The 22,226-nt window shown below is 69.6% G+C and carries 27 protein-coding genes; 11 read left to right on the top strand and 16 right to left on the bottom strand.

What is annotated here, in order from left to right:
• Window positions 1–101: 101 nt before the first annotated feature.
• The 6 genes from ACQUS8_RS00355 (at window position 102) to ACQUS8_RS00330 (ending at window position 3,676) form a co-directional block, all read left to right on the top strand.
• Window positions 102–413 (top strand): DUF7116 family protein, encoded by a 312-nt coding sequence (locus ACQUS8_RS00355; protein WP_435095237.1) that lies wholly within the window; start codon window positions 102–104, stop codon window positions 411–413.
• A gap of 63 nt (window positions 414–476) precedes the next feature.
• On the top strand, window positions 477–1,025 hold the full coding sequence (locus ACQUS8_RS00350; protein ID WP_435095235.1) for a mechanosensitive ion channel domain-containing protein: 549 nt from the start codon (window positions 477–479) through the stop codon (window positions 1,023–1,025).
• Window positions 1,026–1,070: 45 nt separating this feature from the next.
• Window positions 1,071–1,988 (top strand): metal-dependent hydrolase, encoded by a 918-nt coding sequence (locus ACQUS8_RS00345; protein ID WP_435095233.1) that lies wholly within the window; start codon window positions 1,071–1,073, stop codon window positions 1,986–1,988.
• A gap of 48 nt (window positions 1,989–2,036) precedes the next feature.
• Entirely contained in the window at window positions 2,037–2,672 is a 636-nt protein-coding gene (locus ACQUS8_RS00340) for a hypothetical protein (protein WP_435095231.1), read from the top strand.
• Window positions 2,669–3,328 (top strand): hypothetical protein, encoded by a 660-nt coding sequence (locus ACQUS8_RS00335; RefSeq protein ID WP_435095229.1) that lies wholly within the window; start codon window positions 2,669–2,671, stop codon window positions 3,326–3,328. The genes ACQUS8_RS00340 and ACQUS8_RS00335 overlap by 4 nt, the downstream gene beginning before the upstream one ends.
• 141 nt (window positions 3,329–3,469) lie before the next feature.
• A complete protein-coding gene (locus ACQUS8_RS00330) occupies window positions 3,470–3,676 on the top strand; it encodes a dodecin (protein WP_435095227.1) in 207 nt (68 codons plus the stop codon).
• Window positions 3,677–3,730: 54 nt separating this feature from the next.
• On the opposite strand, the gene ACQUS8_RS00325 is transcribed toward ACQUS8_RS00330, so the two are convergent.
• The 7 genes from ACQUS8_RS00325 to ACQUS8_RS00295 all read right to left on the bottom strand — a co-directional run bounded on the left by ACQUS8_RS00325 (window position 3,731) and on the right by ACQUS8_RS00295 (window position 10,593).
• A complete protein-coding gene (locus ACQUS8_RS00325; RefSeq protein ID WP_435095225.1) occupies window positions 3,731–4,366 on the bottom strand; it encodes a hypothetical protein in 636 nt (211 codons plus the stop codon).
• Window positions 4,367–4,393: 27 nt separating this feature from the next.
• Entirely contained in the window at window positions 4,394–4,759 is a 366-nt protein-coding gene (locus ACQUS8_RS00320) for a HesB/IscA family protein (protein ID WP_435095223.1), read from the bottom strand.
• A 72-nt stretch (window positions 4,760–4,831) separates the two neighbouring features.
• A complete protein-coding gene (locus ACQUS8_RS00315) occupies window positions 4,832–5,752 on the bottom strand; it encodes a hypothetical protein (RefSeq protein ID WP_435095221.1) in 921 nt (306 codons plus the stop codon).
• A 70-nt stretch (window positions 5,753–5,822) separates the two neighbouring features.
• Window positions 5,823–7,526, bottom strand: a complete 1,704-nt coding sequence (locus ACQUS8_RS00310) for a histidine kinase N-terminal 7TM domain-containing protein (protein ID WP_435095219.1) — start codon at window positions 7,524–7,526, stop codon at window positions 5,823–5,825.
• A gap of 161 nt (window positions 7,527–7,687) precedes the next feature.
• The gene (hisD, locus tag ACQUS8_RS00305; protein ID WP_435099238.1) at window positions 7,688–8,962 is read right to left on the bottom strand and encodes a histidinol dehydrogenase; all 1,275 of its coding nucleotides are present in this window, start codon (window positions 8,960–8,962) and stop codon (window positions 7,688–7,690) included.
• A gap of 38 nt (window positions 8,963–9,000) precedes the next feature.
• On the bottom strand, window positions 9,001–9,717 hold the full coding sequence (locus ACQUS8_RS00300) for a class I SAM-dependent methyltransferase (RefSeq protein WP_435095217.1): 717 nt from the start codon (window positions 9,715–9,717) through the stop codon (window positions 9,001–9,003).
• Window positions 9,718–10,593: an aldo/keto reductase gene (locus tag ACQUS8_RS00295; RefSeq protein ID WP_435095215.1), complete on the bottom strand. Its 876-nt coding sequence runs from the start codon at window positions 10,591–10,593 to the stop codon at window positions 9,718–9,720.
• 97 nt (window positions 10,594–10,690) lie between these two features.
• On the opposite strand from ACQUS8_RS00295, the gene ACQUS8_RS00290 reads away from it, so the two are divergent.
• Window positions 10,691–12,133, top strand: a complete 1,443-nt coding sequence (locus ACQUS8_RS00290) for an APC family permease (protein ID WP_435095213.1) — start codon at window positions 10,691–10,693, stop codon at window positions 12,131–12,133.
• Window positions 12,134–12,135: 2 nt separating this feature from the next.
• The gene (locus ACQUS8_RS00285; RefSeq protein ID WP_435095211.1) at window positions 12,136–12,879 is read left to right on the top strand and encodes a universal stress protein; all 744 of its coding nucleotides are present in this window, start codon (window positions 12,136–12,138) and stop codon (window positions 12,877–12,879) included.
• Between the two features lie 380 nt (window positions 12,880–13,259).
• On the opposite strand, the gene ACQUS8_RS00280 is transcribed toward ACQUS8_RS00285, so the two are convergent.
• Window positions 13,260–13,514 (bottom strand): hypothetical protein, encoded by a 255-nt coding sequence (locus ACQUS8_RS00280; RefSeq protein ID WP_435095209.1) that lies wholly within the window; start codon window positions 13,512–13,514, stop codon window positions 13,260–13,262.
• A 79-nt stretch (window positions 13,515–13,593) separates the two neighbouring features.
• Window positions 13,594–13,758, bottom strand: coding sequence for a hypothetical protein (locus ACQUS8_RS00275; RefSeq protein WP_435095207.1), 165 nt, complete (start codon window positions 13,756–13,758; stop codon window positions 13,594–13,596).
• A 139-nt stretch (window positions 13,759–13,897) separates the two neighbouring features.
• Here ACQUS8_RS00275 and ACQUS8_RS00270 point away from each other — a divergent pair, with 139 nt between their 5' ends.
• On the top strand, window positions 13,898–14,140 hold the full coding sequence (locus ACQUS8_RS00270) for a hypothetical protein (protein ID WP_435095205.1): 243 nt from the start codon (window positions 13,898–13,900) through the stop codon (window positions 14,138–14,140).
• On the opposite strand, the gene asd is transcribed toward ACQUS8_RS00270, so the two are convergent.
• Window positions 14,137–15,165 carry an aspartate-semialdehyde dehydrogenase gene (gene asd, locus ACQUS8_RS00265; protein ID WP_435095203.1) on the bottom strand — a complete coding sequence of 343 codons (1,029 nt, stop codon included), beginning with the start codon at window positions 15,163–15,165 and terminating at the stop codon, window positions 14,137–14,139. The two genes, ACQUS8_RS00270 and asd, sit on opposite strands and share 4 nt — an antisense overlap.
• A gap of 54 nt (window positions 15,166–15,219) precedes the next feature.
• Window positions 15,220–15,399, bottom strand: a complete 180-nt coding sequence (locus ACQUS8_RS00260; protein ID WP_123075753.1) for a 30S ribosomal protein S17e — start codon at window positions 15,397–15,399, stop codon at window positions 15,220–15,222.
• A 161-nt stretch (window positions 15,400–15,560) separates the two neighbouring features.
• On the opposite strand from ACQUS8_RS00260, the gene ACQUS8_RS00255 reads away from it, so the two are divergent.
• Window positions 15,561–16,778 (top strand): S8 family peptidase, encoded by a 1,218-nt coding sequence (locus tag ACQUS8_RS00255; RefSeq protein ID WP_435095201.1) that lies wholly within the window; start codon window positions 15,561–15,563, stop codon window positions 16,776–16,778.
• Here ACQUS8_RS00255 and ACQUS8_RS00250 read toward each other — a convergent pair.
• The 5 genes from ACQUS8_RS00250 to ACQUS8_RS00230 are packed head-to-tail and all read right to left on the bottom strand — an operon-like array spanning window position 16,775 to window position 20,811.
• Window positions 16,775–17,389, bottom strand: coding sequence for a DUF447 domain-containing protein (locus ACQUS8_RS00250; protein WP_435095199.1), 615 nt, complete (start codon window positions 17,387–17,389; stop codon window positions 16,775–16,777). The two genes, ACQUS8_RS00255 and ACQUS8_RS00250, sit on opposite strands and share 4 nt — an antisense overlap.
• Window positions 17,386–18,282 (bottom strand): triphosphoribosyl-dephospho-CoA synthase, encoded by an 897-nt coding sequence (locus ACQUS8_RS00245; protein ID WP_435095197.1) that lies wholly within the window; start codon window positions 18,280–18,282, stop codon window positions 17,386–17,388. The genes ACQUS8_RS00250 and ACQUS8_RS00245 overlap by 4 nt, the downstream gene beginning before the upstream one ends.
• A complete protein-coding gene (locus ACQUS8_RS00240; RefSeq protein ID WP_435095195.1) occupies window positions 18,272–19,024 on the bottom strand; it encodes a tRNA-dihydrouridine synthase in 753 nt (250 codons plus the stop codon). Before ACQUS8_RS00240 ends, ACQUS8_RS00245 begins: the two co-directional genes overlap by 11 nt.
• Window positions 19,017–20,015 (bottom strand): 2-phospho-L-lactate transferase, encoded by a 999-nt coding sequence (gene cofD, locus ACQUS8_RS00235; RefSeq protein WP_435095193.1) that lies wholly within the window; start codon window positions 20,013–20,015, stop codon window positions 19,017–19,019. Before cofD ends, ACQUS8_RS00240 begins: the two co-directional genes overlap by 8 nt.
• Window positions 20,016–20,061: 46 nt before the next feature.
• Window positions 20,062–20,811, bottom strand: a complete 750-nt coding sequence (locus ACQUS8_RS00230; RefSeq protein WP_435095191.1) for a DUF7537 family lipoprotein — start codon at window positions 20,809–20,811, stop codon at window positions 20,062–20,064.
• A 95-nt stretch (window positions 20,812–20,906) separates the two neighbouring features.
• Here ACQUS8_RS00230 and ACQUS8_RS00225 point away from each other — a divergent pair, with 95 nt between their 5' ends.
• Window positions 20,907–22,151: an HD domain-containing protein gene (locus ACQUS8_RS00225; protein WP_435095189.1), complete on the top strand. Its 1,245-nt coding sequence runs from the start codon at window positions 20,907–20,909 to the stop codon at window positions 22,149–22,151.
• The last annotated feature ends 75 nt before the right edge of the window (window positions 22,152–22,226 follow it).

The following is a 22,226-nucleotide window of genomic DNA, read 5'->3' as shown; positions in this document are numbered from 1 at the left end:
CGTCTCCTCGTCACGATGTCCGTCTCGACGCACCACGTCAGTCGACTATCTAGCACGTCCGGAACAACAGTTATTACCCATCAGCCCCAAGAGTGTGTTGGATGGTACCGAGTGACACGCCTCCGGCGGACGAGGCCCGCGAGATATTCACCGACCTCGGCTACGAGGTCACCGGCGATGCAGGGAACAGCTTCCGCGCTGCACGCGCGTGGAAGGAGGTGGACGTTCTCGCGGTCACCGACGACGTGAGTACGGGCGACGGCGACCGCATGCGCTGTTTCGTGACGTGGAACGACCACGTCGAACGGCTCGAACACGCGCTCGACTCCGATGACCACGACTACGAGTGGGCGGTCATCGGCGTCGCGGAAGACGGGGACTATCAGGTCGCACGCGCACCGCCGACGCCGTAGGCGTCACTCGATTCGGCCCGCGCGGGCCGTAGCTATTTATCCGACCCGTTCGACGGCCCGACCATGCCGACAGTGAGCAGCGTCGTCAGCGCCACGGTAGACGGGTTCGTGGACGGTATCGTCACCGCGCTCCCGAAGATTCTCGCCGGTGTCGTCTTCCTCCTCATCGCCTACGTCGTTATCCGTACCGCCCTCTGGGCGGTGGGTGTCGTCGTCTCGCGCACGACCGACCAGCGGATATACGTCCAGTTCACCCGCACGCTCGTCGGCGTCTTCCTCTGGTTCGGCGCGATACTCGCCTTCCTCACGCTCGTCGGCCTCCCGAGCATCGCCGCCGCCCTCGGCACCGCGTCCGGGTTCCTCGCGCTCGGCGTCTCCTACGCGCTGAGCGGGATGCTCGCGGACGCCGTCGCCGGCATCTACCTCCTGCGCGACCCCGACTTCAGCCCCGGGGACCACGTCGTCGCCGGCGACACCAACGGCGTCGTGAAGGAGATCGAGCTCCGGAAGACCCGTTTCGACGTCGGCGAGGACACCGTCGTCCGCGCGAACGCCGAAGTCGAGAAGAAGTGGACGAAGAAGGGCGACACGGAGAGTCACGACACCGAATAACACACGAGTAGAAGGTTTTCATACGTCCGGCACCTATCGGACGTGATGTTCGTTGGCCACGAGACGTTCGCGTTCGCGCTGGTCGCCCTGCTCGCGTACCGCTACGGGGTATCGCGCGAACGCGCGCTCGCGCTCGGGGTCGCCGCTGGGGCCTTCGCGGCCGTGCCGGACGTCGACATGGCCTACGCCCCGCTCGGCCTCCTCGCCGTCGACTCGACGTCGGCGCTCGCTGCCGCGAACGCCTTCTGGAGCGCGAGTACCGTCGTCCACCGCGCCGTCACGCACTCGCTCGTCCTCGCGCCGGCCGCCGCGGTGACGTTCGCACTCGCCGCCAGCCGCCGCTACCGCATGCTCGCGGGCGTCGGGACGCTCAGCCTCGTCGGCGTCACCGCCGTCGTCTCCGGCGGTATCGGCGCCGCCGTCATGGCGCTCTACTGCGCGATGGGCCTCGCCGTCGCCGTCGTCGCCCGGCGCTACGCCGGTCTCGGTCCGCGCGCGCTCGCCGGCACGGCGCTCGTCGGCCTGCTCACCCATCCGTTCGGCGACCTGCTCACCGGCGAACCGCCACAGTTCCTCTACCCGCTCGACCAGCACCTGCTCGCCGCGCGGCCCGCGCTCTCGACGGACCCGACGCTCGACCTGCTCGCCGCGTTCGCGCTCGAACTCGCCTGCATCTGGGCCGGCGTCTACGCCTACTACCGCGTGTCGGGCACCCCGATTCGCCGCCACCTCCACGGCCGTGCGGCCGCCGGCGGCGCCTACGCGCTCGCGGCGCTCGTCATCACGCCACCCACCCTGCAGGTTTCCTACCACTTCGTCTTCAGCGTCGTCGCTATCGGCGTCGTCGGCGCCGTCCAACCGCTGCAGCGCCGCCGTCCCGACGCCGAGACGGCGCTCGTCACCGGCCTCGCCGCCGTGACCACCGCGGGCGTCGGCTACACGCTCGCCTACCTCCTGTTGTAGCGCCGTCGCCCGGTGGTTTTGTATCACCCCGGGGCGAACCGTCGGTGAATGAGAGACGAGCAGCGACTCGGGCGCGTCCTCGAGACGGCGCGGACGAACGCCCTCCTCGGATGGGCGCTCGTCTGCCTCGTCGTCGGCGTCGCGCTCGCGAGCCTCTGGGACGGCGACTTCGCGTGGATGGCCTTCTGTGCGGGCGTCGCCGCCCTCGCCGTCGTCCCGCCCGCCGTCTACCGCGACCCCCGCGTGATGCTCCCGTGGGAGGTGTTGCTCGTGGCGTTCCTCCCCGTCCTCGGGCACGCGCTCGCGACGTGGTGGCTCACCACTGCGCTCGCGACCTACCTCTCCGTCGCCGCACTCGCCCTCGTCGTCGTCGTCGAGTTCGACGTCTTCACGAGCGTCCGCATGACCGACGGCGTCGCCGCCTTCGTCGTCGTCGTCATCACGATGGCCGTCGCGGGTCTCTGGGCCGTCGTCCAGTGGCTCAGCGACCTCTACCTCGACACCACGCTCGTCTACCTCTCCCGGCCGGTCACGCCCGCCGTCGACGCCGCGTCGCTCGAAGCGCTCATGTGGGACTTCGTCGCCGCCGCCGTCTGCGGACTGCTCGGCGGCGTGCTCTTCGTGCTCTACTTCCGTCGGCGCGTCGCGCCCGAACAGCGACTCACCGAGGAGGTGCGCCCATGAAGATTCGTGAGCGCCTCGGCGTCTCGAAGCGCCATCAGGAACAACTCGCGCATGTCCTGCAACTCTGTCTCGTCGGGTTCGTCTTCGTCGGCTTCTACGAGGGACAACTCGGCGTCGTCGTGAACGCCGCCGTCGGCCTTGCCGTCTCCTATCTCCCAGCGATACTCGAGCGCGACTACGGCGTCCCGATGGACCCTGCGCTCGTCCTTTGGGTGACGCTCGCTGTCTTCCTCCACGCCCTCGGGACGCTCGGCGTCCCCGGCACCGGGTCGTTCTACCAGAACGTCTGGTGGTGGGACCACCTCACGCACACGCTCTCCTCCTCCGTCGTCGCCGCAGCGGGCTACGCCGCCGTCCGCGCTATCGACGAGCACACCGAGGCCGTCTACTTCCCGCCGGCGTTCCTCTTCGCGCTCCTGTTCGCCATCACGCTCGCGTTCGGCGTCTTCTGGGAGGTCATCGAGTTCGTCATCTCCGAGGTCGCCGCGTTCCTCGGGATGGAGAGCGTCCTCACCCAGTACGGCGTCACCGACACGATGCTCGACCTCCTCTTCGACACCGCGGGCGCGCTCGTCGTCGCCGTCTGGGGGACCGCCTACCTCTCCGGCGTCGTCGACGAACTCACCGAACGACTCGACGCACGACTGGAGAACTGACGGCGACGACTGCGGTCGCTTCGCTCGACGCCGATTCTCACGCCTCCCTCGGTCGGCGTTCGCCTTCCCGTGGAACCGAGCGAAGCGAGGTTCCACGTACCCGGCGACCACCTTTAACAGACAGCCGTCTGAAGAATCGGTATGGTCTACAAGAAAATCGACCTCGTCGGAACCAGCACGGAGAGCTTCGAGGCCGCCGTGGAGGATGCCCTCGACCGCGCGGACGAGACGCTCGACAACGTCTCGTGGGCGGAAGTCGTCGACCAGCGCGTCGGCATCGAGGGCCGAGAGGAGCGACAGTATCAGGTCGAAGTCGAAGTCGCGTTCGGCCTCGAAAGCGGCGACTGAGACCTGACCGGTTTTTTCGGCGTCGGAGTTACTCGCGTCCGATCGGCGTCGCGTTCACTGGAACCCGCGGCCGCCGCTCACGTAGTCGCGGTGTGTCGTCGGCTCCTCCTCCTCGCCTTCGAGGACCGGGAGGTCGAGGAGTCGGTAGTAGGTGTGGTAGGCGCGCGAGACGGCGGACGTGACGGCGCGGACGGCGGCGTCGAAGTCCTCGGCGGCGAAGCGGCCGTCCGGGAAGAGGCGCCGGTGGAAGTAGAACTCGGAGAGCGCGCCGTTGTGCGTGTAATGGGGTTCGTAGGCGACCTCGCTCGTGTCGCAGCTCGCCTCGATTTCCTCGATGACGTCACGCATCCCGTCGGCCGAATCGAGGACGGCACGCGCGGCGACGCGCGCCTCGGGTTCGTCGCCGTCCTCGTAGGCGACGTCGCGCGAGGCATACTCCTCGACGTCGGCCTCGCCGAGTTCGAAGGTGAGCGCCTGCACGGGCGCGTGGTGGGAGGTGACGTAGAGGTATTCGGCGCTCTCCGGACCGTAGACGAGGAAGGGCTCCTCGCTGGAGGTGATGAAACGGTAGCCACGGCAGCTCGCGCCGTGGCGGTCTGTGAACGACTCGAGCGTCCCCTCGTGTGTGTGGCGGGCGGCCTCGGCGTAGCCGGCGACGGTGCCGAGGGCGTCCGCTCGCGACGTGGGCATACCGCGAGAAAGAAGGGGACGCCTAAATCAGGTGCGGAAGGACTCGCCGCAGCCACACTCGGCTTCGACGTTCGGGTTCTCGACGTGGAAGCCGGCGGCCTGCAGGCCGTTCTCGTAGTCGAGTTCGCTGCCCGCGATGTACTGTTCGCTCGACGGGTCGACGAAGACCCGAAGGCCGTGGGCCTCGACGATGGTGTCGTCGTCCTCGGGCGCGTCGTCGAAACGCATCCCGTAGGAGAGGCCGGCGCAACCGCCCTGCTGGACGAAGAGGCGCAGGCCCGCGATGTCCGTGTCCATGCCCTCGCCCTCGAGGAGCGAGAGCGCCTGCTCGGCGGCGTCCTCGGTGACGGTGACCGTTCGGGTCTCCGCGCCACCGTCGGCAGTCGTGCTCATAGATAGTGCCACGTTGCCCAGCGGGTTAACTGTGGCGTCGCTTCACACGTCCGCCGGTTTCTGCGAGATGCCTCAGAACGGCGCCGGCCCGCCCGCACCGGCGAGGAGGACAGAGAACTCCGCGAGCGAGAACGCGAGGTAGGCGAGCGCCGGCGGGAGGAGCGAGTCCGCCCGCTCGTAGGTTGAGGCCGCAATCGCGAGGACGCCGAGCCGTGCGAGGACGTACGCGACGCCGGCGAGCGAACCGACGTCGAGGAGCGCGGACGTGACGACGAGTGCGCCACCGGCCAGCACGAGCAGCGCGACGAACGCGCGGCCCCGCTCGCCGTCGAGGCGCGCGTTCGCCAGCGCCCCGCCACCGACGAAGAGGGCGAGGACGACGACGGCGGCGAGCCGGCCGGGCGCCGGCGCGACGGCCAGCCCGCCCGTGTCGGAGACGAGTGCGACGCCCGCGACGAGCGTCGTCGCGACGACCGCGCCACGGCCGCCGACTGCCTCGCGGAGCGGCGTCTGCACGAACACCTGACAGACGACGAGGAGTCCGGGGACAGTGACGAGTACGCCGAGGCCGGCGATAGCGAGTATCGGCCTGAGTGTGGCGACGCTCCCGTACTGTATCATCGCGAGCGCCCCGTACGGGACGCTCGTGAGCGTGCCGACAACGGCAGTCAGTCCGACGAGGACGACGGGGCCGACGATGGCGAGCAGGAGTCCCAGTCGGTCGGGCGGTGACGGCCGACGGAGGCCGACCGTGACGCCGCGATACGACACGTAGGCAGACGCGAGGAGGACGAGGCCGCTGAGGAAGAGGACGGCACTCAGGAGGCCGCTGCCGAGGACGCTCTCGACGGGCACGGCGGGGACGAGCGCGCGCGTCGCCGCGCGGACGGCGTGCTGCCAGAGGGCGGTGAGGGCGAGGAGCGCGGAGACGAGTGCGACCTGTCGTGCGACGGCGCGGTCCGGCAGGCGACGAGTGAGCGCGTGGAGGGACATACGAGACCGTTCGGTCTCTGGGTATGTAACGCTACGTCGGCTGCGAGCAGTAGTGGTGCGTTACAGCGGGTCACGAACCCGCCGGTTTCTCCGTGGCGGACGCGGGCAGCCAGAGGCGGACAGTCGTCCCCGTCTGGTCACACTCGAAGGTGACGTCGCCGCCGATTCGGGTGAGACACCACGCGACCGTCCAGAGGCCGATCCCGCTCCCGTGGGCCAGGTCGCTCTCCGCACCCCGCGTCAACACGTCGATCTCGGACTGCGGGATACCGGGCCCGTCGTCGCTGACCGCGATGACTGTCGCGTAGTCGTCGCGGTCGGCCAGTTCGACGCCGATCTCGACGCGTGGGTTCGGGTCATCCGTGTGCTCGACGGCGTTCTCGACGAGGTTCTCGAGGACGAACTGCAGGTGCGCGCGGTCGGTGACGACGTCGGTCTCGACGTGCGTCTCGAACCTCGCCCGGTCTGCGAACGTCGCCGTGACCTCGTCTACGAGTGCCGCGACGTCGATTCGCACGGGGGTGAACGGTGCCTGCTGCAGGCGGTCGAAGCGTCGCGCCTTCTCGCCGATGGCGGCCAGGGACTCGCCAGCGCGACGAATCATCGTCGCGAGCTCGCGGACCTCCTCGTCGTCCGAGCGCTCCGCGATCATCGACGCCGATCCGCCGATGGTCGTTAGCTCGTTCCGCAGGTTGTGCCGGAGGACGCGGTTGAACACCTGTAGACGCTGTTCGCGCTCGCGTTCGTCCGTAATGTCGCGGAACAGCATCGTCGAACCGACCTGCATCCCGCCGGCTGTGACGAGCGGCGAGTGCTGGACGGCGAACTCGTAGTGGCGGTCGTCAGTGGTGACGTGCAGGTACGGGTCGTCTCCGGTCACCGCACGCAGGTCCGTGTCCAGGACGTCGTCGGCGACGTGACCGATCACGTCCCGGCTCACATCGACGAAGATGTTCGCTGCGGCGTCGTTGAAGTCGATGAGACGACCGTCAGGGTCGAGAATCAGGACGGGGTCCGGGACCGTGTCAATCGCCTGCGCGTCGGCGACGCGTCGCGTCGTGGGGTTCGTCTCGAACATGTTCTTGCCGACGAACGCGTACGCGTCCAGCGCGATGTGCGGAAGGGAGAGGACCGCACCCCAGTGGACGGCCGACAGCTCGCCGGGGCCGAACAGCCAGACGAGGACGCCGGTGATGAGGGGGAGGGTACTGACCGCGACCGCGAGCGACTCGTAGCGGTAGAGCGGGCCGTAGCTCCGTATCGTGTCGATCAACAACAGTATCGCGAGGAGGCCGTAGAGCAGACTAATCCCGATTGCGGCGAGCCCCCAGACCGTGAACGTGTACTGTAGGCCGACCGTTCCGAACGCTGAGACGACGTGCAGGTCGGTCCAGAGTAGATCGTGAAACGGTGCCGTGAGAAAGAGCACGCTCGCGACGGCCGGCACGATGCCGAGCGTATGGAAGAGTCGCGAGTGTTTCGGGACCCCATAGCCAGTGTACTCGAAGGCGAACCCGAGGAAGGTGTAGACGAGCCACACCATCGCGAGGAGAATGAGGAGTTCGAGTGCGACGCGCACCTCGAGTGCGGCGACGTGCACCCCGAGACCGTACGCGAGACACCACACCGCTTGCGCGACCAGCGTCGCGATGAACCACGTGACTCCCGGCCGCCCACGATGCCGTTGGAGGTACGCGATGAGCGCGAGAATCGGTGGAACGGCGGCGAGTGACGCGCCCGACAGCAACACGACCGGGTCGGTGAGCGCGACCATCAGCCGCCACCTGCGGGACCGGACGTGCTCGGCGATGATGCTGCCGGCGTCCGCCGCGGTCGGTTCGTGTTCGGTCGGGACACCCTGAATCGCTCCACTAGTTACTGAGCACCGGGCCGCCTATGGCTACTGGGGCCGGGAATGTGCATCAGGTCTCCCGACTACTCGCCGGAGAAGCGGGCGTCGACACTGTATTCGTGGGCCTCCAGGCCTTCGGCGTCGGCGAGCGTCGTGACGGTGTCGCGGAGGTCCGAGAGCGCGTCCTCGTCGAGTCGCTGGACGGTGCTCGCGCGGAGGAAGGTGTCGACAGAGAGGCCGCCCTGGACCTTCGCGGTGGCGTTCGTCGGGAGGACGTGGTTCGTCCCGGTGGCGTAGTCGCCGGCCGCGACGGGCGTGTACGGGCCGAGGAAGACGCTCCCGGCGTTGTCAATGCGCCCGAGGATTTCCTCGTCGTCCTCCGCCTGAATGGAGAGGTGTTCGGCGGCGTATTCCTCGGCGAAGAGGACGGCCTCGCTCATCGAGCGCGCGTGGAAGACGCCGCTCGCGTCCGAGGAGAGCGCTTCCTCGATGACGTCAGCGCGTTCGCGCTCGACGAGGCCCGCATCGAGGGCCGCACAGATTTCGCTCGCGGTCGCCTCGTCGTCCGTGACGGCGACGACGGAGGCGTTCGGGTCGTGCTCGGCCTGTGCGAGCAGGTCCGCGGCGACGAAGGACGGCTCACAGGTCTCGTCGGCGACGACGCAGATTTCGGAGGGGCCCGCGAGGAAGTCGATTTCGACGTCGCCGCGCACCTCGGCCTTCGCGGCGGTCACCCACTTGTTCCCGGGGCCGACGACGAGCTGGGTGCGGTCGACGGTCTCGGTGCCGTAGGCGAGCGCGGCGACGGCCTGCGCGCCCCCGGCGGCGTACACCCGGTCCGCGCCCGCGATGTGCGCGGCGGCGAGCGTCACGGGGTTCATCTCCTCGGCGGGCGGCGTCGCGACGGCGACCTGATCGACGCCCGCGACTTTCGCGGGGACGACGGTCATCACGACGCTGGAGGGGTAGGCGGCCGCCCCGCCGGGGACGTACGCGCCGACGCGCTCCACCGGGCGGAACCGCCGCCCGAGTTCGCGGCCGTCGAACTCCTCGGTCCAGTCCTCGGGCATCTGCGCTTCGTGGAACGCCCGGACGTTCTCGACGGCCGTCTCGATGGCCTCGCGCACGTCGTCGTCGATGTCGTCGGCGGCGCGCTCGGCCTCGTCGGTCACGTCGATGTTCCCGACTTCCACGTCGTCGAACTCGCTCGCGAACTGGCGCAGCGCCGCGTCGCCCTCCTCGCGGACGCGCGAGACGATGTCGCGGACGTCCCCGCGGACGGCGTCGATGCCGGCGTCGCGCTCGAACAGCGCGCGGCGGCGCGCCGGCCCGAGGTCCGCGAGCGCCTCTGGGTCGATAGTCATACTCGATACGTCGGGAGGGCGGCGGTAAACCGTTACGCTACCGCTGGCAAGCGGAAGGCGAGGCTGTACATCCGGCCGGCGTCCTCGCGCTCGAGGTCGGCGTCGAGCTGGTCGATGCGCCCGCGCAGGCCGACGCCGACGTCGTCCGGCAGGCGCTCGGTCGCCGCCCGTGCCGCGCCGAGGTGCGCGCGGACGTGCGTCGTCGTCCACGGCACCGGGTCGAGGAGCGTCGTCTCGCGCTCGAACGTCCACCCCGCGCCCGCGAGGAGGCGGCGCAGGTGGCTCGCCGGGTAGAACGTCAGCGCGTCCTCGGCGTCCGCGAGCGCGTGCGCGGCGTTCTCGACGGCGACCACCTCGCGCATCCGGGCGTCCGGCGGGAGCGGGTCGTAGTCGTCCACGACGAGCCGCGCGCCCGGCGCGGCGACGCGGGTCAGCTCGTCCACGACGGCGTCGAGCGCGGCAGGCGTGAGGACGTTACAGAGGCCGTGCGCCGTCACTACCTCAATCGAGTCGTCGGGGAGCGGCGTCGCACGGAGGTCGGCCTCGCAGACGGCGGCGCGCGGGTCGTCGGCGACGCGTTCGCGCGTCGTCCGGGCGTGCTCGGGGTCGTTCGTGACCGCGTACACGCGCTCGGCGCCCGCGGCCAGCAGGCCCTCGGTGGTGTTGCCGACGCCCGCGCCGGCCTCCAGACAGACCGCGCCCGAGACGGGTTGGTCGGCGAGCGCTTCGCGGACCGTCGTCGGGACCATTTAGTGGTGCAGTTGCTCGGGGACTGGCGTCTCCTCGTGGCGGAGTTTCTCGACGAGCGCGCGCTGCGTGGCCTCCTCCATGCCGCCGTAGCGGCGGGCGGCGTCGAGCACCATCGCGACGAGTTTCGGGTCGCCCGGGTTGATGACGCTCGTCACGCCCTGCGCGGCCGCGAAGTCGAAGCGCTCGCGGATTTCCGCGGGCGTGTCCACCGGTTCGTACCAGTTCGCGAACGGCCGGTCGTGCTCGGGCCGGTCGTCCCACGGCCCGCGCGCGAACGCCTTGATGGCGAGCGTCCCGATGTCCTCCTCGGCGGCGCGCTCGAGCACCGCTTCGTAGTCGTGCTCCTCGCCGTCCTTCCCGACGACGACGGGGTTCATCGGGAACATCACCGTCTCCAGGTCGTCGATGCGGTCGATGGCGTCCAGGATGAGGCCGGGGTCGGCGTGGCTCGTCAGGCCGATGTGGTCGATGAGCCCCTCCTCCTTCGCGTCGCGGATGGCCGCGAGCGCGCCGTCGTCGCCCGTGATTTCCTCGAGCTCGTGTTCGTACTCGAGGCCGTGGACCTGATAGAGGTCGATTTTCTCGACACCGAGTCGGTCGAGCGAGCGCTCCAGTTTGTGGCGCGCCCCCTCGTAGTCGCGCTCCTGGGTCTTGCAGCCGAGGAAGATTTCCTCGCGGTGCTGGCGGAGCTTCGGGCCGAGTTTGAGTTCGGCGTCGCCGTACGTCGGGGCGACGTCGAAGTGGTTGACGCCGGCGTCGAGCACGTGCTCGACCATCTGGTTCGCGCCCTCCTGCTCGAGCCAGTTGAGCGCAATCGCGCCGAACGTCATCACGGTGCTGTCGTGGCCGGTCGCGCCGAGCGGACGAGTCTCCATACCGGGGGGTCGTGAAGGACCACCATAAATGTGGGCCGACGAGGGGAATCCCGGTCCGGCCACTACACTAATCTATCACCCGCGTCCGGGTTCGCACATGGGAGCGTCTCAGGAGCCAGGGGCGAACGCGTCGAACAAGGCGGGTGAGACGCCCACGCAGGTGGGCCATCCCGCCGACGTCGAGGAGGAAACGACCGTCACCGAGGAAGGGACGGAGCTCGAACGCTCCATCGGCCTCGTTGGTGGCATCGCCATCGGCGTCGGGACGATGATCGGCGCCGGCATCTTCGTCTTCCCCGGGCTCGCCGCCGGGCGCGCCGGGCCGGCGGCCGCCGGGTCGTTCGCCATCGGTGCCGTCATCGCCCTGCTGGTCGCGCTCCCCGCATCGGAGTTGGCGACCGCGATGCCGAAGTCCGGCGGCGGCTACTACTTCATCTCGCGGGCGCTCGGCGCACTCCCGGGGGCCGTCGTCGGCATCAGCATCTGGCTCGGCCTCGTGTTCGCGACGGCGTTCTACCTCGTCGGCTTCGGGAACTACGCCGCCGAGATGCTCCAGCAGGCCGGCATCGCCGTCGGCTTCGGCGGCCTCGGCGTCGTCACGCCGCTCGCGCTCGTCTTCGGCGTGCTCCTCACCGGCCTCAACCTCTTCGGGACGGAGAACGCCGCGAAACTCCAGAACTACGTCGTCGGCCTCCTGCTGACGATTCTCGTCCTGTTCCTCAGTTACGGCGGCCTCGACGCCGTCGGCGTCTTCGGGCGCTCCTCGACGCCCGAGACGTTCATGCCGTTCGGGCCCATGCCCGTCTTCACGACGGCGGCGCTCGTCTTCACCTCCTACCTCGGGTTCGCGCAAGTCGCCACCGTCGCCGGCGACATCAAGAACCCCGGGAAGAACCTCCCGCTCGCGATGGTCGGCAGCGTCCTCATCGTCGGCGTCCTCTACGTCGCCACCATCTTCATCGCGACGAGCGCGATGGGGTCACAGGAACTCATGCGGGCCGGCGAAACCGCCATCGTGAACGTCGCGAACCAGTTCCTCGGGACGCTCGGCGTCGTCGCCATCCTGCTCGCCGGCCTCCTCGCCACTGTCTCCTCCGCGAACGCCTCCATCCTCTCCACGTCGCGGGCGGTGTTCGCGGTCAGCAAGGACGCGCTTATCCCGCAGCAGGCCAGCCGAATGAACATGAAGTACGGGACGCCGCACGTCGCGCTCGCGATGGCCGGCGGGCCCGTCCTCGTGCTCGTCGCACTCGGCGAGACGGAGGTGCTCGCGGAAGTCGCGTCCTTCCTCCACCTCATCATGTACGGCCTGATGTGCGTCGCGCTCATCGCGATGCGCCGCGACGAACCCGAGTGGTACGACCCGGACTTCCGAGTGCCCGCCTACCCGGTCGTCGCGGGCCTCGGCGCCATCGCGAGCTTCGGCCTCATCGCGTTCATGCAGCTGACCTCGCAGATTATCGGCGCTGTCATCATGCTCGCGGCCGCCGGGTGGTACAAGTACTACGCGAGCGACGTCGAACTCAAGGGGGTGCTCTAACGATGAGCCAGACAGAAGACGACCTCTCGATCCGTGAACCGCCGCGCGTGCTCGTGCCCGTCGAAGTGCTCGAAGGCGAGTCCGTCTCCGAGTCGCTCGCCGAGTTCCTCTCGCCCGCCGAAATCGTCGTCTTGGGGTATCACGTCCTCCCCGAGCAGACGCCGACGGAACAGGCGAGCATGCAGTTCGAGGACCGCGCACAGGAAGCCGTCGACGACATCGCGCGTACCTTCGAGGTGGCCGGCCGTGACGTCGAGACGCGCGTCGCCTTCACCCACGACCGCGAGCAGACCGTCGAGCGCGTCGCCGCGAACGTCGGCGCGACCGCCGTCCTCCTCCCGAACCCCGTCGGCGAGGTCGAAGACGTTCTCGTCCCGATTCGCGGGGCTGTCGACCGCGAGCGCCTCGCTGACCTCGTCGCCACCCTCCTCGCTGAGGGCAACGGCACGGTGACGCTCTGGGGACTCGCCACCGAGGAGGGCGACTTCGACGCCGAGCAGGCCGTCGACGCCGCCGCCGAGGGCCTCCGCGAGCGCGGCCTCGACGAGTCACGTATCACCACGGAAACCACCGTCGCCGAGTCGCCCGTCTACGACATCGTGTCGCGCTCCGCGGACTTCGACATCATCGTCATGGGCGAAAGCGAGGAGTCACTTTGGGCGTCGCTCTTCGGCGAGGAGACCGAGCGCGTCGCCGAAGGCGCCGTCGCGCCCGTGCTCGTCGTCCGTCAGCGCGACGCAGAATAGCGCGGCCGCTCCGTTTCGGGTCCGGTGGTCGTGTAACGGGGGCGACGCCGCTGCTCGCGTAGTAAAACGGTCGCGTCGAAATGTACTGCCCGGAACACTAACGACCGGCCTCATCCCGAGGCGGCGTGCCGCGTCGGCCGGGAAACCCTCGTGCCGGGCAGGGTCGCGCGGGGTCAGTTGGTCCCGCGTGAGACGTGCAGTGTCTCAGACTGGAGACGCGAGTCTCCGGGTCGGCGGCTGACGCCGCCTCATCGGTGTTCGCGTGGAACACCGGCTATTGCGCGCCCGGGTTCTCCGCTCGTCATCGCGCCCGGAGTGGGTGTGCTCGGGCGGGGACTAGAGGCGCGCAGGACTCCGTAGGGGGCGTGCGCGTTTGAGGGCTACGCCTCGGCGTCGCCGACACCGTCGGCGTCGGCCGCGTCCTCGCGGAGCTGATAGACCTGCTCGCGAGTGGCGCAGACCCCGCAGACGCACTCCGCGAGGCCGACTTCCGCCAGCTCCGCGAGGGCGTCGCGCGCCTCCTCCTCGCCGATACGGGCTTCGCTCGCGACTTCGGCGGGGGAGAGTGGACCGCGGTTGTCGAGGACCACGCGGGCGAGCTTCGCGTGGCACGAGAGGGTGACTGTACCGCTCATACCGCGAGTTTACCGATGCCCGCCAAAAACCCTTGGCTTACCGGCGAGGACAGCGTCCGCCGAGGCGTACGACCGACGCCTAGGACTGCCGCGTCGCGTATCGGTAGAGGGCGGGGCCGCCGAGTCCGACGCCGAAGAGCAGCACCCAGAGGACGGCATCATCGTCGGTGAACTGGGCGGCGACGAGCCACGCCCCGACGGCGAGCGCGACGCAGACGGCCGTGACGAGCGACTCTCGCTCCATACCCGTGAGTCGCGGGTGGGGACCGTAACTCCCACGCTCCGTCGGTCAACGGCGAGCGCGAGGCCCGCGAAGTAGACGTTCGTCCACCGTCACCGTACCGACGCAAAGGTTGATAGGCATTCACACACAATATGTATGCATGCCACAGACGCAGCTCGACGTCGACCGGTACGTGCCGAGCGAGTACCTCAAGCGCCAGCTGCTCTCCGGGGCGATCGAGACGCTGACGCTCCATGAGCGCGTCGCCGACCCCGGCGATACCTTCGAGGTACACGGGGCGACGTTCGAAATAACGTCCGTAGAAGTACGTGACGCGGCGGACCTAGAGGTTCCCGACGAGGACGGGAACGCCGTCGTCCACTTCTTCGAGCGCGTCGACTAGAGCCAGTCCCGGGCGAGCAGTTCGCCGTTCAGGACGGAGGCACCGGCGGCACCGCGAATGGTGTTGTGCGCGAGGCAGTTGTACTGGATGCCGGCAGGCGTCTCCTGTACGCCGCCGGCCGCGACGGCCATGCCGTCGCCGAGGAACCGGTCGAGCCGCGGCTGCGGACGGTCGGGCTCGTCGAACGTCTCGATGAGGGGGTCGGGCGCGGAGTGGAGGTCCTGTGCGGGGTAGGCCTCGAAGGCCTCGAAGACCTCCTCGACGGTCGGGTTCTCGGAGAGCTCCGCCCAGACGTTCTCGAGGTGGCCGTCGAGCGTCGCGACGCGGTTACAGGAGGCCGAAACCTCCATGTCGTGCCACTGGACCTCGCTCCCGTCGAAGTCGCCGAGGAGCTTGCGGGACTCGGTCTCCATCTTCTCCTCCTCGCCGCCGATGTACGGGATGACGTTGTCGAGAATCTCCATGGACGTCACGCCGGAGTAGCCGGCACCGGAGACGGCCTGCAGGGTGGAGACGTGGACCCGCTCGAGGCCGAAGCCGTCGAGCGCGGCGAGTGTCGGGACCATCGTGATGGTCGAGCAGTTCGGGTTCTTAACGAGCGCGCCGTCCCAGCCGCGCTCGTCGCGCTGGACCTCGATGAGGTCGAGATGGTCGTCGTTGACCTCGGGGATGACGAGCGGGACGTCGTCGGCGGCGCGCTCGTTCGAGGAGTTCGAGGAGACGACGTAGCCCGCCTCACAGAAGCCGTGCTCGACGCGCTCGGCGACCGAGGAGGGGAGCGAGGAGAAGACCAACTCGACGTCGTCTGGGATGGCGTCGGGGTCCGTCTCGACGACCTCGATGTCGCGGACGTCCTCCGGGATGGGCGTGTCGACGCGCCACTTCGCGGCCTCGTGGTAGGGTTTGCCCGCGGAGGAACTCGAGGCGGTCAGTGCGGCGATTTCGAACTCCGGGTGCTCGGAGAGCAGCTGGATGAAGCGCTGGCCGACGGCACCAGTCGCTCCCAGTACGGCTACGCGAGTCATTACCTCACTACAGGTATGAGGAGGACAAAGTGCCTTCGGTTTCGGAGACGGCGCCTAGTTGCGCTTGTGCGTGATATAGCCCGCGATGCGGTTACGGACTTCCTTGGACTCGATGTTCGTGAGCTCCTGGACGGCTTCCTTGTTGTGTTCGAAGTCCTTGCGGCTGAAGGCGTCAGGGTATCGTTCGAGGAGGATGTTCCCCGTCTTCTTGACGTAGTCGGGCTTGATGGCCATGGGTGCGCGTTCGGCCGGTGGGCGTTAAAACGTTCTGTATTGAACCCGTTCGCCAGCGAGGTCGGTGCCCCTCTGCAGACTTTTCATCACTTTGTGTACTACTCGAATTAAGTCACCGGACGGCGTAGCATCGCACAGCCACACGACGTGGCCCACTCACCATGACGAAATACGTCTTCACCAGCGGCGCCCCCTACCGGGCCGCAGAGCACCACGACGTCGCGGAGACCTACGACTTCGGCGGTGACGGCGCACTCCGCCTCGCAGACGGCGCGGACGCCGACCCGGGCGCCCCCGGCGTCCAGCACGTCGAACACGAAACGATCTTCGAGCACCGCGTCGCCGACCTCGCTGTCGAGGAGGACTCGCCCATCGCCACCCTCCGCGAAGTCGAGCACGTCGGGAACGTCCCGAAGACCGGCGCCACCGGTGACGGCGTCCACGTCGCCCTCGTGGACTCCGGCGTCGACACCAGCCACCCCGCCTTCGAGGGCGTCACCGTCAACCAGGTCGACGTCACCGGCACCGGAACTGGCGACGCCGTCGGCCACGGCACCGCGAGCGCCGGCCAAATCGCCCGCATCGCCCCCGACGTCGAGTTGACCATGATCAAGGTCTTCCCCGACAAGGGGCGGACCACCAGCAAGTACGTCCTGCGAGCCTACCAGTGGCTCCTCAACAACGCCAGCGACATCGACGCCGTCAACATGTCGTGGGGCGCCGGGAAGGACGTCCGCTCCATCAACCGCCTCCACACCCGCCTCGTCTCGCAGGGCGTCCGGGACACCACCGCCGCCGGCAACACCGGCGCGAAAGGCGGGTCGCCCGCCACCGCCGACCGGGCGTTCGCCGTCGGCGCGTGTACCGACGACGCGACGATGGCCGAGTTCTCCTCCTACAACCCCCGCGAGAACCCCGAGGTCGTCGCCGTCGGGAAGTACGCGCGTCTCGCCCGCGCCGACAACTCCCAGTTCGGCTACCCGCAGACGCCCGACTGGACCGTCGCCTCCGGCACGAGTTTCTCCGCGCCCGCCGTCGCCGGGATGGTCGCGCGCTACCTCGAACGCCACCCCGACACCGACCCGAAGCGCGTCCGCGAGGACTTCGTGAAGCACGCCCGCAACCTCGAAGGCACCGAGCGCGACCGCCACGGCATCGCGGACTACGCCGCCACCGTGCAAGGCTCGAGCGACTCCAAGAACGGCGACAGCGGTGGCGACAAGAACGGCGACGGGCAGACGGGTTCCGGCGGGAAGTCGAGCGGCGACTCCGGCCAGAGCGGCAGCGGCGACGGACGGACCGGCACGCAGTGGGACCGAACCGTCCGCTTCGAGAACGCGAGCGGCGAACTCCGCCTCGACGAGCAAAAGCAGAACTAGCGCGACTCGACGTGCTCACGGACGCGCGCGAACGCCTCGCGCTCCCGCGGCCCGCCACAGCGCTCGCAGACCGCCTCGAAGTACTGCAGGCGCTCGCGGAGCGTCTCCGTGTCGTAGCCGGGGACGTCGAGACGCGAGGCCGCCACCGTCGCCTCGACGACTGCGTAGTACCCGCGGTTCGTCGTCGGCACGACTTCGCGCACGACGTCCGACTCGATGGGTCGCAATTCCCACGTCGTCACCCGCGTCCCGCCGCGCTCCTCCGTGTCGACCTGCTCGACGTCCACGCGCGCCCACGCCGCCGCCTCCGGCAGTATCGGCTCCTCGTGCTCCGTCACCGAGAGCGCCGCGTCCGCGAACACGACCGGGTCGTCTACGAACTGCACGTAGCCACTCCCGCGCTCGCGGAAGTTCCGCCACGTCCGCGTCCGGCCGAACGTCTTCGCCGTCGCCAGCGCGTGGTTCGCGCCGTCAGCGCTCGTGCTGTTCGCGCCGTCGCCACGCTCCGGCGCGTGGACTCCCAGTGCGGCGACGTTCCACAGCCCGTTCGGGCCCTGCGTCGTCACCACTGTCTCCGTCACCCCGCGCAGGCGGGCGGGCCACTCGCTCACACCGACACCCCGCGTTCGAGCGCGACGAACAGGCCTGCCGAAACGGCGTCCGCCGTCGTCCCGGGGTTCCACCCGCGCGCGACGAGTTCGTCGCCGAACGCGCTCACCTCCTCGCGACTCGCGTCCGATTCGTGCAGGGCGGCGGCGCGCTCCCGGACCTCCAGCGCGGCCTCGAGGCCGTGCTGTTTGGCGAGGAGCGTGTCGAGGCCGTCGCCGAGGAGCGCGAGGAAGGCGTCCGCCGTCCGCTCCAGTATCGAGCCCTCGCCGTCGAGAATGCGCTCGGCGGCGGCGAACGACCGCGCGAAGCCATTCCCCCACTCGGCGGCGTTCCCGTCTCCGAGGTCGGCGAGTGAGTCCGGGTTCCCACGGAGCGTTTCGACGCCGTTCGCGGGCGCGCCGCGGGCGAGGACGTCCGCGAGCGTCAGGCCGCGCGCTTCGAGTTCGGGTATCGCGTCCGCCCCCCGCCGGACGTCGAGGGCGTCCATGTCGTCCGGCGGGTCGGAGACGGCGACGTCGACGTGCTCGAACGCCCGGTAGAACGCCGCGGCGTCCGCGACGGTGGTGTCCGCGACCACCGTGGAGACCCCTGCGGGCGAGAGGTCGCCGGCACTCCGGGCGCGGACGAGCGGTACGAGGAGGAGGAGACAGCCGAACTGGGTGTTGCCGCCGTCCTGCTCGGCCATCCCCGCGACCGCCGTCTCGAACGCCTCGCCGACCGGCGCGCCCGCTTCGGCGCGTTCGAGGCCGGGGCGCGCACCCACCGCGCCCGCGAGGAAGTGCTCGAAGCGCACGTCTGCGAGGTCGCGCTCGCGGTCGACGTTTCCGGGTTTCGGCGTCCCCGCGACTTCGAGGAGGAGGGCGAGCTCGGCGTTCGCGGCGGCGCTACGCGTCATCGAACCACTCCGCGACGGCGTCCCGAACGCGCGCCCTGACTCGCGGGTTGTCGCTCGGCCGGCCGATGGAGACGGCGTCCGCGCCGTAGGCGAGGTACTCGCGCACGGTCGCGCGGTCCCGAACGCCGTTGTTCGCGATGAGCACGCCGTCGAACGCCTCCCGGACGCTCGCGACGACACCCTCCGAGTCCATCGCGTCGACGTGGATGACGTCCGCGCCCGCGTCGTCGAGGGCGCGCGCGAGGCCTGGGAGGTCGACGCCCGGCACCTCCGCCCGCACCTTCACGCTCGTCGTCGCACCCTCGTCGGCGGCCGCCGACACGACCGCACAGAGGCGCTCGGTGTCGCGCAGGAGTGTCTCGCCCGCGCCCGCCGCGCACATCTCGGACTGGCGGCAGTGAGCGTTCACCTCGAGTATCGCGTCGCGCTCCGCGCAGACGGCTGCGACGGGCAGAACGGGCCCGGGTGCCGTCGAGCGGACGTTCACGCCGGCGTCGATGGGGGCGTCCGCGAGCGCGTCGAGTTCGTCGGCGACGAACGCCACGGGGTCGGCGGGGAGGAACTCGGTGCGGTTCCGGTCGGCAGCCATCCGCTCGGCCGCTGTCCTGGTGGGTTCGTCGAGCGCGACGCCGCCCAAGAAGGCGAGGCCGGCCTCGCCGCTGGCCTCGCGCGCCCACGCCGCGTCGGACTGCCCGGAGAGGCTCGCGACCGCGACCCGCGGCCGGAAGCCCGCGTCAGTCATCGACGACCTCCAGCGCGTCCGCGCAGGCCCGCGCGACGCGCTCGGCGTCGGCGTCGTCGTCCATCCGCGTGTCCGTGCGGACCACGGGCCGGTCGAGTTCCGTGCCGTCCGCCTCGTCGAGGACGAACGCGTCCGCGAAGTCGTAGGCCTCGGCGACGCCCGCCGTGCTCGGCTCGCGGCCCGTCGCGCGCATCAGGTCGTCCGCGGGCCCGCTGAACACCTCGTCCTCGACGAACGGCGAGACGGCGACGACGCGCGCCTCTTCGAGCGCCTCGCGCACGCCGTCGAGGGCGAGCATCGGCCCGAGACTCGTCACGGGGTTCGACGGCCCGATGATCACGGGTCCCTCGCGGAGCGCGTCGAGCGTCGCGTCCGTCGGTTCGGCGTCCTCGGCACCGCGGAACTCCACGTCCGCGATGTCGACATCGCCCTGCCGACCCACCCAGAACTCCTGGAAGTGCATGATTTCTTCCGATGTGTGAATAATCGTTGCCACGGGGTCGTCACTCATCGGCACGAGGTCCACGGTCAAGCCGAAGGCGTCCGCGAGCGTCCGCGTGACCTCGGTGAGCGACTGCCCCTCGTCGATGAGGCTCGTCCGGAGGACGTGGACGGCGCGGTCCCTATCGCCGATGGTCATGAACTCGCGCGCCGCCGAGAAGCGCCGCCAGCGCGCGATGTCGCGGCCCGCGGTCTGCGCCTCCGCGTCGAGATAGCGTGGCCCCGCGTCGATGTCGGCGGCGTCGGCGAGCCGCTCTAACTCGTCGTGCGTCTCGTGGGTGTCCCCGTCGATGCCCCACCAGAACTCCCGGTCGAGCACGCCACCCTGCTCGAAGAGCACCGTATCGAGGTCCGGGCAGACGAGCAAGCCACCGAGTTCGACGTCGTCGCCCGTGTTCCCGACGACGGTGGTGTCGGCGGGGTCGAAGACGTCTGTCGCGCCCGCGAGAAGCTTGGGGGTCCCGGTCCCCCCGGAGAGGAACGTCGGCATAAATGAAGGGAGGGACGCGGGCGGGTAAACGCTTACCGTCCCGGCGCTAGTTCGTGCCGTTCTGCGCGGTCGTGTTCGACTTCGCCGCCTCGAGCCACGACGGCGTCGGGTCGGTGGAGCCGATGTTCGTGTAGCGCATCGTCACCTGCGCGGTGCCGTCCGGCGTTCGCACGTCGTACTGGACGCGCTTCACGACGCCGTCGCTGCGGACGTCGATGCGGACCGTGGCGTTCGCGCTCGCGTCCGCGGAGACGTTCCCGAGGAACCCGCTCGCGCTCGCGTTCGCCGAGGCGTTCACGTGGGAGACGTACGTGTGGACGGTGTCACCGCCGAGCGTGTTCGTCCCCTCGTAGGTGAAGTTCGCGCGCTCGGTCATGTTCGTGAGGCCGACGCGCGTGAACGTCGAGACGTTGTACGTGAACATGCTCCCCTGGCGGTAGAAGACGCCGTTCGAGGAGTTGACGCGCGTGTAGGACGTGCCGTTCGGACTCGTGTAGAGCGACACCGTCCCGAGGCCGGTCGACGTCGTCAGGGAGTACGCGCCGGAGTCGGAGTCGACCTTCGCGGCGAGGTTCTGACTCGACGTCGAGTCACCCATCGTGGTGTTCAGCGAGAGGAGATAGGTGAAGCTCCCGGCCTCCTGGAGGGCGGCCGCGTGCTGTGCGTCCATTTCCGAGCCGTTCAGCGGGGTCTCGTAGGGCTTCTCGTCGCTCCCGCCGGTCATCGCGCCGTTACAGCCCGCGAGGGCGACGAGCGCGACGATGCCGAGAGTGACGAGCGTCTCTGTCTTTCGCACACTCGGACGTCGGGCCGGGGGAGGTAGTAGCTGACGACTCACTCATCGGTCGAGCCCCCTGCCGTTTTTGTACGGTCACGCGCGAACCACGAGCCATGACGACCATCAAGGACAGCGTCCACGACCACATCGAGGTCACGGGCGTCGCCGCCGCCCTCCTCGACACCCCGCCCGTCCAGCGCCTCCGCCGCGTCCACCAGCTCGGCACTGCGAACCTCGTCTACCCCTCCGCGAACCACACGCGCTTCGAGCACAGTCTCGGCGTCTACCACCTCGCCTGCGAGGCGCTCGACGGCCTCGGAATCGAGGGGCCGCGCGCGAAGCGCACGCAGGCCGCCGCGCTCCTCCACGACGTCGGCCACGGCCCGTTCAGTCACACCATCGAGGACCTCATCCACGAGCACACCGGGAAGTACCACGACGACGTCGCCGACCTCCTGACCGAGGGCGAGGTCGCACACGTCCTCGACGAGCACGGCCTCGACCCGGCGCGCGTCGCCGGCATGGTGCGCGGCGAGGGCGAACTCGGGCAGGTCGTCGCCGGCGAACTCGACGTCGACCGGATGGACTACCTCGTGCGCGACGCCCACCACACCGGCGTCCCCTACGGCACCATCGACCACGGCCGCCTCGTCCGCGAACTCACCATCCACGACGGCCGGCTCGTCCTCGACGAGGGGAACGTCCAGACCGCCGAGTCGCTCCTGCTCGCGCGTGCGCTCATGAACCCGACCGTCTACAACCACCACGTCGCGCGCATCTCGAAGACGATGCTGCGGCGCGCCGCCGAACGCCTACTCGCCGAGACGGAGACGACGCCGAACGAACTCCGGCGGATGGACGACCCCGCCCTACAGGTCGCGCTCCGCAAGTGCGACGCCACCAGCGAGTTCGCCCGCCGCCTCGACGAGCGCGACCTCTACAAGCGCGCCGTCTGGGCGGAGATGGGAGACGTGGACGACGACGTCTTCGCCGACGACACCGTCATCGACGCCGACGACGCTGAACTCCGCGAGTACGAGCGCGCCATCGCCGACCGGGCGGGCGTCGAACCCGATGCCGTCCTCCTCGACGTCCAGTCGCGCCCGCGGATGCGCGAGTCCGACTCGCGCGTCCTCGTCAACGGCGACGTCCGGCGCCTCGACGAGCAATCAACGCTCGTGCGCGCCCTCCAGATGGCCCAGCGCGAGCAGTGGCGCCTCGGCGTCTACGCGCCCGCCGCGCACACCGAGCCGGTGGGCCGCGCCGCCGTGGACGTCCTCGGCCTCGACATCGACGGCGCGCTCGTCCGCGAGACGACGAGCGGCCAGTACAGTCTGGACGAGTTCGACGGAGCGTAAGCGACGGCGGGCACGCAGGACCCACGTCCTGCGGAGTTCGACGGCGCGTAGCGCTGTCGAGTACGCGAGGCTCTG

The sequence above is a fragment of the Halarchaeum sp. P4 genome (assembly GCF_051195175.1).
Taxonomy (GTDB): Archaea; Halobacteriota; Halobacteria; order Halobacteriales; family Halobacteriaceae; genus Halarchaeum.
The sequence above is the reverse complement of the archived record's forward strand: the minus strand, read 5'-3'. Positions and strand labels throughout refer to the sequence as shown.

Bases quoted from the DNA above. Each gene is read 5' to 3' on its own strand.
- ACQUS8_RS00355 (WP_435095237.1), top strand. From the start codon at position 102: ATGGTACCGAGTGACACGCCTCCGGCGGACGAGGCCCGCGAGATATTC.
- ACQUS8_RS00350 (WP_435095235.1), top strand. From the start codon at position 477: ATGCCGACAGTGAGCAGCGTCGTCAGCGCCACGGTAGACGGGTTCGTG.
- ACQUS8_RS00345 (WP_435095233.1), top strand. From the start codon at position 1,071: ATGTTCGTTGGCCACGAGACGTTCGCGTTCGCGCTGGTCGCCCTGCTC.
- ACQUS8_RS00340 (WP_435095231.1), top strand. From the start codon at position 2,037: ATGAGAGACGAGCAGCGACTCGGGCGCGTCCTCGAGACGGCGCGGACG.
- ACQUS8_RS00335 (WP_435095229.1), top strand. From the start codon at position 2,669: ATGAAGATTCGTGAGCGCCTCGGCGTCTCGAAGCGCCATCAGGAACAA.
- ACQUS8_RS00330 (WP_435095227.1), top strand. From the start codon at position 3,470: ATGGTCTACAAGAAAATCGACCTCGTCGGAACCAGCACGGAGAGCTTC.
- ACQUS8_RS00325 (WP_435095225.1), bottom strand. From the start codon at position 4,366: ATGCCCACGTCGCGAGCGGACGCCCTCGGCACCGTCGCCGGCTACGCC.
- ACQUS8_RS00320 (WP_435095223.1), bottom strand. From the start codon at position 4,759: ATGAGCACGACTGCCGACGGTGGCGCGGAGACCCGAACGGTCACCGTC.
- ACQUS8_RS00315 (WP_435095221.1), bottom strand. From the start codon at position 5,752: ATGTCCCTCCACGCGCTCACTCGTCGCCTGCCGGACCGCGCCGTCGCA.
- ACQUS8_RS00310 (WP_435095219.1), bottom strand. From the start codon at position 7,526: ATGGTCGCGCTCACCGACCCGGTCGTGTTGCTGTCGGGCGCGTCACTC.
- ACQUS8_RS00300 (WP_435095217.1), bottom strand. From the start codon at position 9,717: ATGGTCCCGACGACGGTCCGCGAAGCGCTCGCCGACCAACCCGTCTCG.
- ACQUS8_RS00295 (WP_435095215.1), bottom strand. From the start codon at position 10,593: ATGGAGACTCGTCCGCTCGGCGCGACCGGCCACGACAGCACCGTGATG.
- ACQUS8_RS00290 (WP_435095213.1), top strand. From the start codon at position 10,691: ATGGGAGCGTCTCAGGAGCCAGGGGCGAACGCGTCGAACAAGGCGGGT.
- ACQUS8_RS00285 (WP_435095211.1), top strand. From the start codon at position 12,136: ATGAGCCAGACAGAAGACGACCTCTCGATCCGTGAACCGCCGCGCGTG.
- ACQUS8_RS00280 (WP_435095209.1), bottom strand. From the start codon at position 13,514: ATGAGCGGTACAGTCACCCTCTCGTGCCACGCGAAGCTCGCCCGCGTG.
- ACQUS8_RS00275 (WP_435095207.1), bottom strand. From the start codon at position 13,758: ATGGAGCGAGAGTCGCTCGTCACGGCCGTCTGCGTCGCGCTCGCCGTC.
- ACQUS8_RS00270 (WP_435095205.1), top strand. From the start codon at position 13,898: ATGCCACAGACGCAGCTCGACGTCGACCGGTACGTGCCGAGCGAGTAC.
- asd (WP_435095203.1), bottom strand. From the start codon at position 15,165: ATGACTCGCGTAGCCGTACTGGGAGCGACTGGTGCCGTCGGCCAGCGC.
- ACQUS8_RS00260 (WP_123075753.1), bottom strand. From the start codon at position 15,399: ATGGCCATCAAGCCCGACTACGTCAAGAAGACGGGGAACATCCTCCTC.
- ACQUS8_RS00255 (WP_435095201.1), top strand. From the start codon at position 15,561: ATGACGAAATACGTCTTCACCAGCGGCGCCCCCTACCGGGCCGCAGAG.
- ACQUS8_RS00245 (WP_435095197.1), bottom strand. From the start codon at position 18,282: ATGACGCGTAGCGCCGCCGCGAACGCCGAGCTCGCCCTCCTCCTCGAA.
- ACQUS8_RS00240 (WP_435095195.1), bottom strand. From the start codon at position 19,024: ATGACTGACGCGGGCTTCCGGCCGCGGGTCGCGGTCGCGAGCCTCTCC.
- cofD (WP_435095193.1), bottom strand. From the start codon at position 20,015: ATGCCGACGTTCCTCTCCGGGGGGACCGGGACCCCCAAGCTTCTCGCG.
- ACQUS8_RS00225 (WP_435095189.1), top strand. From the start codon at position 20,907: ATGACGACCATCAAGGACAGCGTCCACGACCACATCGAGGTCACGGGC.